At 71.8% G+C, this 13887-nt stretch carries 12 protein-coding genes; 2 read left to right on the forward strand and 10 right to left on the reverse strand.

Annotation, left to right across the window (positions count from 1 at the left end; genetic code table 11):
* Nucleotides 1-6 precede the first annotated feature (6 nt).
* The 3 genes from IE275_RS11895 to IE275_RS11905 are packed head-to-tail and all read right to left on the reverse strand — an operon-like array spanning nucleotide 7 to nucleotide 2857.
* Complete coding sequence (locus IE275_RS11895) at nucleotides 7-819, reverse strand: ABC transporter permease (RefSeq protein WP_189710684.1); 813 nt, start codon at nucleotides 817-819, stop codon at nucleotides 7-9.
* A complete protein-coding gene (locus IE275_RS11900; RefSeq protein ID WP_189710686.1) occupies nucleotides 807-1703 on the reverse strand; it encodes an ABC transporter permease in 897 nt (298 codons plus the stop codon). Before IE275_RS11900 ends, IE275_RS11895 begins: the two co-directional genes overlap by 13 nt.
* Entirely contained in the window at nucleotides 1700-2857 is a 1158-nt protein-coding gene (locus IE275_RS11905) for an ABC transporter substrate-binding protein (protein ID WP_189710688.1), read from the reverse strand. Before IE275_RS11905 ends, IE275_RS11900 begins: the two co-directional genes overlap by 4 nt.
* 211 nt (nucleotides 2858-3068) lie before the next feature.
* Between IE275_RS11905 and IE275_RS11910 the strand changes: the two genes are divergently transcribed.
* Nucleotides 3069-3809: a GntR family transcriptional regulator gene (locus IE275_RS11910; protein WP_189710690.1), complete on the forward strand. Its 741-nt coding sequence runs from the start codon at nucleotides 3069-3071 to the stop codon at nucleotides 3807-3809.
* Between the two features lie 19 nt (nucleotides 3810-3828).
* Here IE275_RS11910 and IE275_RS11915 read toward each other — a convergent pair whose 3' ends face one another.
* The 6 genes from IE275_RS11915 to rpe form a co-directional block, all read right to left on the reverse strand.
* A complete protein-coding gene (locus IE275_RS11915; RefSeq protein WP_189710692.1) occupies nucleotides 3829-4281 on the reverse strand; it encodes an Lrp/AsnC family transcriptional regulator in 453 nt (150 codons plus the stop codon).
* 10 nt (nucleotides 4282-4291) lie between these two features.
* Complete coding sequence (locus IE275_RS11920; protein ID WP_189710694.1) at nucleotides 4292-5767, reverse strand: amino acid permease; 1476 nt, start codon at nucleotides 5765-5767, stop codon at nucleotides 4292-4294.
* A 326-nt stretch (nucleotides 5768-6093) separates the two neighbouring features.
* Nucleotides 6094-7536, reverse strand: a complete 1443-nt coding sequence (locus tag IE275_RS11925) for a GuaB1 family IMP dehydrogenase-related protein (protein WP_189710696.1) — start codon at nucleotides 7534-7536, stop codon at nucleotides 6094-6096.
* Between the two features lie 131 nt (nucleotides 7537-7667).
* Nucleotides 7668-7985: a barstar family protein gene (locus tag IE275_RS11930; RefSeq protein ID WP_189710698.1), complete on the reverse strand. Its 318-nt coding sequence runs from the start codon at nucleotides 7983-7985 to the stop codon at nucleotides 7668-7670.
* Between the two features lie 155 nt (nucleotides 7986-8140).
* Complete coding sequence (locus IE275_RS11935; protein ID WP_189710700.1) at nucleotides 8141-9184, reverse strand: sugar-binding transcriptional regulator; 1044 nt, start codon at nucleotides 9182-9184, stop codon at nucleotides 8141-8143.
* 150 nt (nucleotides 9185-9334) lie between these two features.
* The gene (gene rpe, locus IE275_RS11940) at nucleotides 9335-10021 is read right to left on the reverse strand and encodes a ribulose-phosphate 3-epimerase (protein ID WP_189710702.1); all 687 of its coding nucleotides are present in this window, start codon (nucleotides 10019-10021) and stop codon (nucleotides 9335-9337) included.
* Nucleotides 10022-10158: 137 nt separating this feature from the next.
* On the opposite strand from rpe, the gene IE275_RS11945 reads away from it, so the two are divergent.
* Nucleotides 10159-12297: an MMPL family transporter gene (locus IE275_RS11945; protein ID WP_189710704.1), complete on the forward strand. Its 2139-nt coding sequence runs from the start codon at nucleotides 10159-10161 to the stop codon at nucleotides 12295-12297.
* On the opposite strand, the gene IE275_RS11950 is transcribed toward IE275_RS11945, so the two are convergent.
* Entirely contained in the window at nucleotides 12278-13705 is a 1428-nt protein-coding gene (locus IE275_RS11950) for an RsmB/NOP family class I SAM-dependent RNA methyltransferase (protein WP_189710706.1), read from the reverse strand. The genes IE275_RS11945 and IE275_RS11950 overlap by 20 nt on opposite strands.
* Between the last annotated feature and the right edge of the window lie 182 nt (nucleotides 13706-13887).

Below are 13887 nucleotides of genomic sequence, written 5' to 3' on the forward strand. Positions count from 1 at the left end.
GGTGGTTCATCCCCGGGAGGTAGTACGGGTACGTCCGCCGACGCCGGCGAGCGCGAGGAGCAGGACCCACGTCACGAGCAGGCTGAGCACGGACACGGCGACGGACAGCTGGGCCTGGGAGCCGCTGACGTTCACGATCCACACGGCGAAGGGCCGGAAGCCCAGCAGCTGCGCGACGGTGAACTCGCCGAGGACCAGGGCCAGCGTGAGGAAGGACGCGTTGAGCAGCGCGCCGCGCAGATTGGGCAGCACCGCCCGCACGAGCGCCTGCGGCCAGCCGGCCCCGCAGCTGCGGGCGGCCTCGACGAGGGTGCGGACGTCGACGGCGCGCAGCCCCGCGTCCAGCGCCCGGTACACGAACGGCAGCGCCATGACGACGTACGCCAGGACGAGGACGACGGGGAAGTCCGGGTTCTGGATCGCCACGAAGGTCTGGAACAGCGGCGTCCGGGAGAGGTGTTCGGGACCCCATTTCAGGACCGTGCCGAGGCCGGCCACGAACGCGATCGGCGGCACGACCAGCGGCAGCGAGCACACCACCTCCACGACCGGCCGCAGCCGGGGCGCGCCGAGCCGCAGCGCGACCATGGCGGGCACCATCAGCAGCAGGACGACGGCGATGGTCGCGGCGGCCAGCTCCAGCGAGAGCAGCAGACTGGAGGTGAAACCGTCGGTGGAGACGATCCGGGTGTAGGCGTCGAAGGTGATCCCCTGCCCGGGCACGTCGACCGTGAAGACCACGGAGGCGGCCAGCGGGAGAAGGAAGTACAGGCCGGCGAGGCCGAGCACGCCCCAGCGCCACAGGTTCAGGCGAGCCATCGCGCGCTCCTTCGCTGAAGGGGCAGGTACACGGCCATGACCAGGCCCGCGACCAGGACCATGTCGAGGCTGAGGGCGAGCGCCACGTTCTCCTGCCCGACCAGCACATTGCCCGAGATCGCGTCGGCGATCTGGAGGGTGACCAGCGGGATCGAGCTGCCGACCATGGCGGCGGCGGTGGCGTACGCCGCGAAGGCGCTGCCGAAGAGCAGGACGAGACCGCCGAGCAGCGAGGGCAGCAGGACCGGCAGGGCCACATGCCGCCAGTACTGCGCGGGAGTCGCCCCGTTGTTCTGCGCGGCCTCGCGCCACTGGGTGCGCAGGCCCTCCAGGGCGGGGGTGATGGTGAGGACCATCAGCGGGATCAGGAAGTACAGGTAGACGATGACCAGTCCCCAGAAGCTGTAGAGGTCCCAGCCCTTGTCGGTCAGGCCCAGGTGCCGGGTGAGCACGCCCGCGTTGCCGAGGGTGGCGACGAACGCGAAGGCCAGCGGCACCCCGCCGAAGTTGGCGAGCACACCGGACGCGGTGAGCACGGCCTGGCGCAGCGCGGGGAACCGGGAGGTCACCACGGCCTGGGCCAGCGGGAGCCCGAGGAGCGCGCCCAGGGCGGCCGACACGGCGGACAGCTTGACGCTGCCGAGCAGGGCCGTGAGGTACGCCCCCCGGAGCGAGGCCGTCAGGTTGTCCGCCGTGTACGCGGTGGCGCCGGTGGCCGGGTCCTTGACGGTGAACGCGCCGTCCAGCATGGCCAGGGCGGGCAGGCCGAAGGCGAGCGCGGTGAAGGCGAGCAGCGGGACGACGGCGATCCAGCCGAGCGACCGGCGCCGCCGCCGCGGTGCGGCAGCGGACACCGTGTCGGCCCGTACGGCGGTGGCCGTCATCCGGAGACGGCCTTCGCCCAGCCCTGCGCGAGGACCGTCTTGGCCTTGCTCTGCTGGTCCTCGGTCGGGAAGGCGGGGGTCCCGGAGACCTCGGGGAGCTTGGCGGCGGCGGTCTTGTCGAGGGTGCCGGCCTGGTCCATGGCGGTCATCAGGACCGGCCGGGCGTACCCCGCGAGCCAGAGGTTCTGGCCCTCGGCGCTGTACAGGTACTCCTGCCACAGGCGGGCGGCCGCGGGGTGCGGGGCGTCCTTGTTGATGGCCTGGGAGTAGTACTGGGAGAACTGGCCGTCGCTGGGCACCGACACCTTCCAGTCGACGCCCTTGGAGGTGAACTCGTCGGCGTAGCCGGCGTTGAGGTAGTCCCAGTCGATGCTGATCGGGGTCTCGCCCTTCTCGACGGTCGCCGGGGTGGACTCGACCGGCGTGTAGTTGCCGTTCTTCTTCAGCTCCGCGAAGAAGTCGAGGCCGGGCTGGATGTCGTCGAAGGAGCCGCCGTTCGCGAGGGCCGCCGCGTAGACGCCGCCGAAGGCGGAGCCGGACTTGGTGGGGTTGCCGTTGAGGGCGACCTGGCCCTTGTACTGCGGCTTCAGCAGGTCGGCGAAGGTCGTCGGGCAGGTCTTGACCCGCTTGGCGTCGCAGCCGATGGAGATGTAGCCGCCGTAGTCGTTGTACCAGCGGCCCTGAGCGTCCTTCTGGCCCTGGGGGATGTCGGCGAAGGCGGCCACCTCGTACGGCGCGAGCAGCCCCTGCTGGGCCGCGCTGAGCGCGAAGGAGCTGCCGAGGTCGAGGACGTCCGGCGCGCGGTCCTGGCCCTTGCGGGAGGTCACGGCGTTGATCTCGTCCTGGCTGGAGCCGTCGGGGTTCTCGACCTCGATCTTGATGCCGTACTTCTTCTGGAAACCGTCGATGAGGGCGCCGTAGTTGGCCCAGTCGCGGGGCAGCGCGATGGCGTTGAGCGTGCCCTCCTTCTTGGCCGCCTTCACGAGGGCGTCCATGCCGCCGAGGTCGGCGGCGGAGGTGGCGGTGGCGGCGTTCTTGCCGTCGGCGGTGGTGGAGTCGGTGTCGGGGGCGGCGCCACAGGCGCTCAGAGCGAGTACGGCGACGACGGCGAGGGCACCGCCACGGACGGCGGTTCTCGGCAGGTGCACGGTCACGGCTTCTCCAGGGGACGCGCGAGAATGCAGGAGATGAGGCGAACTTGTCTGAACAAGTTGGCCTCAGTACGCACGCCGCTGGTGTCCCCTCCGTAAACACTGGTGAAACCCTGAGCCCTGATTTCGCGCACAGTTACGGTCGGCGCCGAGCCGCGCCGCGGGTCGACTAGGCTGGTCAGACTGTGTACAGCAGTCGACTCAGAGGGGAAGTATGGCGGCGCGACACGAGGAGATCGCCGACGAACTGCGCAGGGCGATCGACCGCGAGGAGTACGCGGTCGGGGCGCTGCTGCCCGCCGAGACGGACCTCGCGACCCGGTACGGCGTCTCGCGCGGCACGGTCCGCCAGGCCGTCGCCGCGCTGACCTCCGAGGGGCTGATCGGCTCCCGCCAGGGCGCCCGCCGGGTGGTGCTCGCCAGCCGTCGCAGCCAGAGCTTCGCCGAACTGCGCAGTTTCGCCCAGTGGGCGCGCGCGATGGGCCGCGCGGCGACCGGCCGGGTGGTCGCACAGGAGTACCGGCCGGCCGGCACCGAGGACGCCGTACGGCTCCAACTGCGGGCAGGGACCCCGGTGCTGCACGTGCTGCGGGTGCGCGGGCTGGACGGCGAACCGGTTCTCCTGGAGCGGACCGTGTACGCCGACTGGATCGCCGCCGCCGTCGAGCCGATCGAGCCGGACTGCGCCTCGGTGACGCAGCGCCTCCTGGACGACACCGGTCTGGTCTTCGCCTACGGCGAGCACGTCATCGACGCGGTGGCGGCGGGGGCGCAGGACGCCGAGCTGCTCGGGGTCCGCCGCACGAGTCCGCTGCTGCGGGTGCGACGGGTGACGACCACCTACGAGGGCCGGCCGGTGGAGTGGTCGGACGACCGGTACCGGTCGGACGCGGTGAGCTTCAGCGTGCACAACTCGATCGGCAACAACGCGCTGGCGCGCAAGACGGCGGAGTAGCGCGCGGCCGCGGCGCCTCTCAGGTCGGCGAACCCGAGGAGAAGCGCCGCAGCAGCGGGGACAGGACCAGGACCGACTTCGTGCGTTCCACGAAGGGCTCCCCCGCGATCCGTTCCAGGACCCGCTCGAAGTGGCGCATGTCGGCGGCGAAGACCTGGGCGACCGCGTCCGCCTCGCCGGTGACCGTGGAGGCGGCCACGACCTCCTGGTAGCGCTCCAGGCCCCGCTGGATGGTCTCCGGGGAGGTGTTGCGCCGGCAGTAGATCTCGACGAACCCCTCGGTCTCCCAGCCGAGGGCCGCCGGGTCCACCCTTACGGTGAACCCGGTGATGGCTCCGGTCGCCCGCAGCCGGTCCACGCGCCGCTTCACGGCGGGCGCGGACAGGCCGATCAACTGCCCGATGTCCGCGTAGGAGCGGCGGGCGTCCTCGGCGAGGGCGTGCACGATGCGTTCGTCGAGATCGTTCAGCACAGTGGGATGATCACTTCTCGGATGGTGCGGGTGTGGCGAGTCGGGAGCGGCGATAGCCGTATACGAAGTAGAACACGAGCCCGACCGCCATCCAGACTCCGAAGACCACCCAGGTGACGGCCGAGAGGCTGCCCATCATCCAGATGCAGAAGGCGAATCCCAGGGCGGGCAGGACCGGCGAGAGCGGCACCCGGAAGGTACGGGGCATCTCGGGACGGGACCGGCGCAGCACCACGACGGCCACGTTGACCAGCGCGAACGCGAAGAGCGTACCGATGCTGGTGGCGTCGGCCAGCTGGCCCAGCGGGATCGCCGCGGCCAGCACACCGCAGAACAGGGACACGATCACCGTGTTGGCGCGCGGCGTGCCGGTCTTCGGGTGGACCCGGGAGAACACCTTGGGCACCAGGCCGTCCCGGGACATGGCGAACAGGATGCGGGTCTGGCCGTAGAGCACGGTCAGCACGACGCTGGCGATGGCGATGACGGCGCAGAAGGCCAGCAGGGTGCCCCAGAAGGACTGTCCGGTCACCTCGCGCATGATCTGGGCCAGCGCGGCCTCGGAGTCCCCGAACCGCTGCCAGGGCTTCGCGCCGACGGCCACGGCGGCGACGAGGACGTACAGGGCCGTCACGATGATCAGCGACAGCATGATCGCGCGGGGCAGGTCGCGCCGCGCGTCCTTCGCCTCCTCACCGGCGGTGGAGGCCGCATCGAAGCCGATGTACGAGAAGAACAGGGTGGCCCCGGCGGCACTGACACCCGCCATGCCCAGCGGCATGAAGTGCTCGTAGTTGCCCGAGCGGAAGCCCTGGACGCCGATCGCGCAGAACAGCACCAGCGCGACGATCTTCACGACCACCATCACGGTGTTGGCGCGCGCCGACTCACGGGCGCCGCCGAGCAGGAAGGCCATGGCGAGCAGGACGACGATCAGCGCGGGGAGGTTGAAGACGCCCCCGTCCCCGGGCGGCGCCGACAGCGCGTCCGGGATGGTCACGCCGATCGTGCCGTCGAGCAGCTCGTTGAGGTACTCGCCCCAGCCGACGGCCACGGCCGCGACCGACACCCCGTACTCCAGGACGAGACACCAGCCGCAGACCCAGGCGATCAGCTCGCCCATCGTCGCGTACGCGTAGGAGTACGAGGACCCGGCGACCGGGATGGTGCCCGCCAGCTCGGCGTAGGACAGGGCCGAGAAGAGCGCCGTGAGGCCGGCGATCACGAAGGAGAGGGTGACGGCGGGACCGGCCTTGGGGACGGCCTCGCCGAGGACGACGAAGATGCCCGTGCCGAGCGTCGCGCCGATGCTGATCATGGTGAGCTGCCACAGCCCGAGGGAACGGCGCAGGGAACCTCCCTCGCCCTGGCCCCCCTCGGCGACCAGGCGCTCCACGGGCTTGCGCCGCATCAGCCGGGCGGCCGGCCCCGGGGACGGTGGGGCGGCCTGGGTGCGGTCCTGCGGGGGTGCGCCTTGGTCGAGCACGCGCTGACTCCTTCGTCGCTGCCTCTCGGCGCGAGGGGGACCGGCAAACGCACCTGCGTGAACAGGAGGCCACCGAGCGGGGTCCCCGCCACGCCGCGTACAGCGCACGACCCTATGAGCCAGGGCATCACGGTCGTAATGCAGCAACCTTGCGCGTATCCGCAAGATCGTTGCGTTCCTCGCGGACGGGCGGGTGTTCGTTGCGCGAGGGCTGCCGAGTGTTGCGCGAGCCCTCTGAACAGGCATGTTCGATCACCCGAACGCCGACGGCCCCCGCCGTCTCCTCTCGGGGAGACGACGGGGGCCGTACACGGGGGCGAGCCGGATCAGCTCCAGCTGGCGTGCAGGGGCTTGCCCTCGGCGTAGCCGGCCGCGCTCTGGATGCCCACGACGGCCTTCTCCGCGAACTCCTCCAGGGAGCCGGCGCCGGCGTAGGTGCAGGAGGAGCGGACGCCCGCGATGATCGAGTCGACCAGGTCCTCGACGCCCGGGCGGGCCGGGTCGAGGAACATCCGGGAGGTGGAGATGCCCTCCTCGAACAGCGCCTTGCGGGCGCGGTCGTAGGACGACTCCTCCGAGGTGCGGTTGCGCACGGCGCGCGCCGACGCCATGCCGAACGACTCCTTGTAGAGCCGGCCGCCCGCGTCCTGCTGGAGGTCTCCCGGGGACTCGTAGGTGCCGGAGAACCAGGAGCCGATCATCACGTTGGACGCGCCCGCGGCCAGCGCCATCGCCACATCGCGCGGGTGGCGGACACCGCCGTCGGCCCAGACGTGCTTGCCGTACTTGCGGGCCTCGGCCGCGCACTCCAGCACCGCGGAGAACTGGGGCCGGCCCACACCGGTCATCATGCGGGTGGTGCACATGGCGCCCGGGCCGACACCGACCTTGACGATGTCGGCGCCCGCCTCGATCAGGTCCTTGACGCCCTCGGCGGAGACGATGTTGCCGGCCGCGATCGGGACCTGCGGGTCGAGGGCGCGCACGGTGCGGATCGCGCTGATCATCGACTCCTGGTGGCCGTGCGCGGTGTCGATGACGATCGTGTCGACGCCCGCGTCCAGCAGCTGCTTGGTCTTGCCGGCCACATCGCCGTTGATACCGACGGCGGCGGCGATCCGCAGCCTGCCGTGCGCGTCGGTGGACGGCGTGTAGAGCGTGGCGCGCAGGGCGCCCTTGCGGGTGAGGATGCCCGCCAGCTTGCCGTCCTTGTCGACGGCCGGGGCGTAGCGCCGGTTGGCCGCGTCGAGGGTGTTGAAGGCCTCGCGGGGGTCGATGTCGGCGTCCAGGAGCAGCAGGTCGCGGGACATGACGACCTCGAGCTGGGTGAAGCGGTCGACGCCGCTCAGGTCCTCGTCGGTGACGACACCGACGGGCCGGCCGTTCTCGTCGACGACGACGCCCGCGTTGTGCGCGCGCTTGGGCAGCAGCGCGAGGGCGTCGGCGACGGTCTGGTGCGGGGCGAGCACGATCGGGGTGTCCAGCACCAGATGACGGCTCTTGACCCAGGAGACCACGTCGGTGACGACGTCGATCGGAATGTCCTGCGGGATGACCACGAGTCCGCCGCGGCGGGCCACGGTCTCGGCCATCCGACGGCCGGCGACGGCGGTCATGTTGGCGACGACCAGCGGGATCGTGGTGCCCGTGCCGTCCGGTGAGGAGAGGTCCACGCCCTGACGAGATCCGACCGCGCTGCGGCTCGGCACCATGAAGACGTCGTCGTAGGTGAGGTCGTAGGCGGGCTGGATGTCGTTGAGGAAACGCACGTGCTGCACATCCCGGTCGATCAGAGGTGACCCCCGGACCGGCCGGCCAGAGGGAAAAGCACGTACTTCATTCTCCCATGACGACCGTGGTGGGATGCCCGGACAGAACGTCCAAGCAGCGCACCGGGGCGTTAGGAGGATCCTCCGAGAGACCCCCCGAGCGCGAGCACCACGGAGAGCGCCGGCACCCGGTCCACCCCGGAGGTGAACACCTCCTGCGCGATCTCCCACTCCTCCGGCCGCGCCTTCGCGTACGGCTGCCAGTTCCGTACGACGAGCAGCAGCGCCCCCGCCTCGGGCAGCGCCCGCAGGTCGGTGAGACTGTCGGCGAGCGCGTCCCAGTTCCGGCCGAACCAGTCGGGCAGCTCCAGGTCCCGGGCGCAGCGGTCCATCAGGCCCGCCTTGTCGGTGACCCCGTCGAGGTCCAGCGTGAGCACGAGCTCCGTCATCTCGGCACCGTCCTGAGCAAGTGGTGTTCGGGGCGAATGTTGGGGCGAGGGGGGGGCGGCGAGCGGTGTGCGGGGCGGGAAAGGGGGCGGTCACCGCGACCGCCCCCTCCTGTTCCCGCTCTTCCCGCCGCTCCCCCGCTGCGGGCGTTCCCGCGTCAGATCCCGTCGGGGTCGGCCCGGTTGAGCGCCGGCTTCGGCGTCGGCCCGGCCGCCATCAGATAGTCGGCCGCGGACGTGTCCGTGACCAGGCTGGTGACGAGCCCGGAGCGCAGCACCGCGTCGATGGCGGCCGCCTTGCGCTGCCCGCCCGCGATCGCGACGACCTCGGGCACCCGGCGGAGCTGGTCGGCCTTGACCGTGATGCACCGCTCGCCCAGGTCCCGCCCGACCCTGCGGCCGTCGGAGTCGAAGAGGTGCGCGGACATCTCGGCGGCGACCCCGAGCGAGGCGTAGTGCGCCCGCTCCTCGTCGCTGAGCATGTCGTGCACCGTCGAGATACCGGGCTCCCAGGAGCCGATGGAGACACAGGCGACCGTGACCTTGTCGAAGTACTCGAAGGCCCGGGCGATCCCGGTCTGGTGGCGCAGCGCGGCCGCGGTGGCCGCGTCCGGCAGCAGCATCGGCGCGTAGATCGGGTGCGCGTCACCGCCGGACACCTGGGCGGCGCGGCGGACGGCCTCGACCGAGCCGCGCTCGGCGGTCCCGGCGTCGTACACGCCCGTCAGCTGCACGACCGTGCACGGCGGCAGCCGGTCGAGGGCCGCCGCCATGTTGATGGTGGAGCGGCCCCAGGCCAGGCCCAGCACATCCCCCTCGTTGACCAGTTCGCCGAGCAGGTCGGCGGCCACTTCCCCCAGGTTCTCGGGGTCCGTGGTCTCCTCGGCCTCGGCCGGGGACTCGACCACGACGGCGTGCCTGAGGCCGTAGCGGGCGCGGAGCGCGTCGGAGCGCTCGGCGTCCAGCTCGGCCGGCACGCGGATCTCGATCCGTACGAGATCCCGTTCGAGGGCGGTCTCCAGGACCCGGGCCACCTTGAAGCGGCTGACGCCGAACTCCTCCGCGATCTGGATCTTGGACTTTCCCTCGAGGTAGAAGCGGCGGGCCATGGCCGCCGCCTGCACCAGCTCTGCGGGTCCCATCCGCATGGCTGACCGGCCCGCCGACATACCCGACACGGCGATCTCCTCACTGCTGTTCACACTCTGGATACGCCGTTCATCCTTGCAGATCCGGCGGTCTTGATCAGCCCTGATGGGAGCCGTTCACGTTCCTGTGGCCCAGTGGCCGCATGGGTTGCGTATTCAGCTGGCTGTCCCTTCGGTGGTCCGCCGCTCCGGCGGGCTGTCTCTTCAGTGGGCGCAGGCCCAGCTCGCCCGGGCGGTCGTCGCCTCCGCCTGCGCGCGCAGCGCGCGGACCGCCTCGGCCGGGTCCTCGGCGCCGTACACCGCCGAACCGGCGACGAAGACGTCCGCGCCCGCGTCGGCGCACCGCTCGATCGTCGAGGCCGAGACGCCGCCGTCCACCTGGAGCCACAGCTGGAGGCCGTGCTTGCTGATCAACTCGCGGGTGCGGCGGATCTTCGGGAGCATGATGTCGAGGAACGCCTGGCCCCCGAAGCCCGGCTCGACCGTCATGATCAGCAGCATGTCGAGTTCGGGCAGCAGGTCCTCGTACGGCTCGATGGGCGTCGCGGGATTGAGCGCCATGGAGGCACGGGCGCCCTTGGCCCGGATCTCGCGGGCGAGCCGGACCGGCGCGGCGGCCGCCTCGACGTGGAAGGTGACGGACGAGGCACCCGCTTCGACGTACTGCGGGGCCCAGCGATCGGGGGCCTCGATCATCAGATGGCAGTCCAGCGGGGTATCCGTCGCACGGGCCAGGGACTCTACGACCGGCACACCGAGGGTGAGGTTCGGGACGAAATGGTTGTCCATGACGTCGACGTGGAGCCAGTCGGCTCCCTCGACCGCCTTTGCCTCGTCCGCGAGACGGGCGAAGTCGGCGGACAGGATGCTGGGGTTGATCTGCGCGGCCATGACCCAAGCCTGCCATGCCCTCCGGGGGTTGGCGGCATCGGTCCGCAATGGGTACGGTCGTTTGTCCGGCGCGGGCCCGTCGTGGCAGGTCGCGCAGTTCCCCGCGCCGCTCGCCCGGCGCGGATCCGGGGGTGGGCATGACCGGGAATCGCGGTATCGCGCATCTCGTCTGCGGACGGCGCGCCAAATGGCTGGTTCTGGGATTGTGGCTGGTACTGCTGTTCCTGACGGCACCGTTCGCCCAGAAGCTCACCGACGCCCAGGACAACGACGCGGCCTCCTGGCTGCCGGGCTCCGCCGAGTCCACCCAGGTGCTGGAGATCTCGAAGGACTTCCGCCCGGAGCAGATCCCCGCGGTCGTCGTGTACGCCCGCGACAGCGGACTGACGGCACAGGACCGGGCGGCGATCACCGCGGACGCGGCACAGCTCAGGCAGCTCACCGACCACGGCATCCGGGGCGCAGAGACCCGCGGGCCGGTCTACGACCGGCAGGTGGACCCGCGCGCCGCCCAGATCTACGTCCCGATCACCATGGACGAGAAGGGCTGGGAGCGGATCGCCCCGGCGGTCGACTCGATCCGTGACGTCGTCGGCAGGGGCGGCGACGGACTGGCCGTGCACATCACCGGACCCGGCGGCACCTCGGCGGACTTCTCCGAGGCCTTCGAGGGCATCGACTCGACCCTGCTGCTGTCGGCGATGACCGTCGTCGTCGTCATGCTCCTGATCACCTATCGCAGCCCGACGCTGCTCGTGGTCCCGCTCCTGTCGGTGATCGCCGCCCTGTTCACCGCGCAGTCCCTGATCTACTTCCTGGCGCAGCACGCGGGCCTGACGGTGAACGGGCAGAGCGCCGGCATTCTCACGGTGCTGGTGTTCGGCGCGGGGACCGACTACGCGCTGCTGCTGGTCGCGCGCTACCGGGAGGAGCTGCGCCGGCACGAGGACCGGCACGAGGCGATGGCCCGCGCCCTGCACCGGGCGGGCCCGGCGGTGCTGGCCTCCGGCGCCACCGTCGTCCTGAGCATGCTGATGCTGCTGGCCGCCGAGATGAACTCCACCCGGGGCCTCGGCCCGGTCGCGGCGATCGGCGTGGCGGTCGCCCTGCTGGCGATGATGACGCTGTTCCCCGCCCTGCTGGTGATCTGCGGCCGCTGGATCTTCTGGCCGGTGATCCCGCACCTCGGCGCGCCCGACCCGACCGAACGCGGCATCTGGGCCCGCACGGGCCGCGGTATCGCCCAGCGCCCGCGCATGATCTGGGTCGTGACGTCGCTCGTCCTCGCGCTGTGCTCCCTCGGCCTGATCCAGCTGCGCGCGGCGGGCATCAGCAACGCGGACGCCTTCACCGGAAAACCCGACTCCATCACGGGCCAGGAGGTGTCCGAGGAGTACTTCCCGGCGGGCAGCGGCGATCCGCTCGTCATCGTCTCCAACCAGGCCCAGGCACGTCAGGTGGGCCAGGCCGTCGCGGACACGGAGGGCGTCGTGCCGACGTCCCTCGGCCTCCCGGCGGGCGCGAAACCGGTGTACGAGGGCCAGGTGCTGTTCGAGGCCACCATGACCGCCCCTTCGGACAGCGAGGCCGCGAAACAGACCGTCGAACGGGTCCGGGACGCCGTGCACGCGGTGCCCGACGCCGACGCCCAGGTGGGCGGCGGCACGGCGGCCCTGCTGGACATGGACAAGGCGACCACGCACGACAACCTGGTGATCATCCCGCTGGTGCTGGCCGTGGTCCTGCTGATCCTCTGCGGCCTGCTGCGCTCCCTGATCGCCCCGCTGCTGCTGGTCGGAACGGTGATCCTGTCCTTCGCGGCGGCGCTCGGCATCAGCGCGCTGGCCTTCCGTCACCTCTTCGACTACGCCGGCGAGTCGACGGACTTCCCGCTCTTCGTGTTCGTCTTCCTCGTCGCGCTGGGCATCGACTACAACATCTTCCTGACGACCCGCATCCGCGAGGAGGCGGCCCACCAGGGCACCCGCCGGGGCGTGGTGACCGGGCTGGCGGCCACCGGCGCGGTCATCACCTCCGCCGGCCTGGTCCTGGCCGGCACCTTCGCCGCCCTCGGCACCCTCCCCATGGTCGCCTTCGCCGAGATCGGCTTCGCGGTCGCCCTGGGCGTCCTCCTGGACACCTTCGTCGTCCGCTCCATCCTGGTCACGTCCCTCTTCCTGGACGTCGGCCCGAAGGTGTGGTGGCCGCACCGGCTGGCCCGGGAGGACGACGTGGGCGCCCCGGCGGAGCCGGAGGTCACCCGGTCCGGCGGATGAGCGCCAGATACATGGCGTCGGTCCCGTGCACATGCGGCCACAACTGCACGTCGGGGCCGTCGCCCAGGGCCGGTACACCCGGCAGCAGGGGGCGGGCGTCGATCAGGTCGGCCTCGGGGTAGTGCTTGAGGACGTCGGAGACGACGGCCCGGGTCTCGGCGAGGTGCGGTGAGCAGGTGGCGTACCCGACGACACCGCCGACCCGGACGGACTCCAGCGCGGTCCGCAGCAGGTCGCGTTGCAGGGGCGCGAAGCCGTCGAGGTCCTCCGGACGGCGGCGCCAGCGTGCCTCGGGGCGGCGGCGCAGGGCGCCCAGGCCGGTGCACGGCACGTCCATCAGCACCCGGTCGAAGGTGCCGGGACGCCACGGCGGCCGGGTCCCGTCGGCGGCGATCACCTGAGAGGGGCCGGGGTTCCCGGCGAGCGCCTTCGCCACCAGTCCGGCCCGGTGGGGCTGCTTCTCGGAGGCGAGGAGCAGGGCCCCGCGCTCGGCCGCGAGGGCGGCGAGCAGCGCGGCCTTGCCGCCGGGTCCGGCGCAGCCGTCGAGCCACTTCTCGTCCGGTCCGTCGAGCGGCGCGGCCGCGAGGGCCAGCGCCACGAGCTGGCTCCCCTCGTCCTGCACGCCCGCCCGGCCCTCCCGAACGGCGTCGATGGCGCCGGGCTCACCGCCCTCGGCGAGCCGCACGGCGTAGGGCGACCAGCGTCCCGGGACCGCGGCCTCCTCGTCGAGCAGCTCCTCGGTGGTGGCCCGTCCGGGCCGGGCGACCAGGGTCACCTCGGGCCGTTCGTTGTCGGCCTCCAGCAGCTCCTCGATACCGGCCCGCCCGCCGCCGAGGGAGTCCCACAGCGCGGAGACGATCCAGCGCGGATGCGAGTGCACGACGGCGAGATGGTCCTCGGGGTCGTCGTCGTAGGGCGGCGCGACCTGCGCGATCCAGGCGTCCAGATCCTGCTGGGCGACCTTGCGCAGCACGGCGTTGACGAACTTGGCCCGGCCGTCCCCGAGCACGACCCGCGCCAGCTCGACGGAGGCGGACACCGCCGCGTGCGTCGGGATCCGCGTCCCGAGCAGCTGGTGCACGCCGAGGCTCAGCACGTCCAGGACGGGCGGATCGACCTCCCGCAGCGGCCGGTCCACACAGGCCGCGATCACGGCGTCGTACGTGCCCTGCCGGCGCAGCGTCCCGTAGACCAGCTCGGTGGCCAGCGCCGCGTCCCGCCCGTCGAACTTCTCCGGCCCCTCCTTCTCCCGCGCCTTGCGCAGCAGCGGCGGCAGCACCAGGTTCGCGTACGCGTCCCGCTCGTCCACGGCCCGCAGCGCCTCGAAGGCGAGGATGCGGACGGGATCCTTCTGCGGCCGCCGGTACGGCTTGCCGGGCTGACGAGGACGGCGGGACGGGTCGCTCACGAAAAAGGTGCTCCGCTTCTGGAATGGGGGTGCGTCTCCCAGCGTACGTCGGGGGCGGGACCGGGACCGTACCGGCCCGAGCGCCCGCCCGGCCCGCTAGGGCCTTTCTTTCGGATCAGGCCGGCTCCGGTCCACGGGAGTTGTCGGCGCGGCCGAGCGGGGTCGTGGGGGCCCCTCCCGCT

The organism is Streptomyces phaeofaciens, assembly GCF_014648915.1.
In the GTDB taxonomy this organism is placed as follows: domain Bacteria; phylum Actinomycetota; class Actinomycetes; order Streptomycetales; family Streptomycetaceae; genus Streptomyces; species Streptomyces phaeofaciens.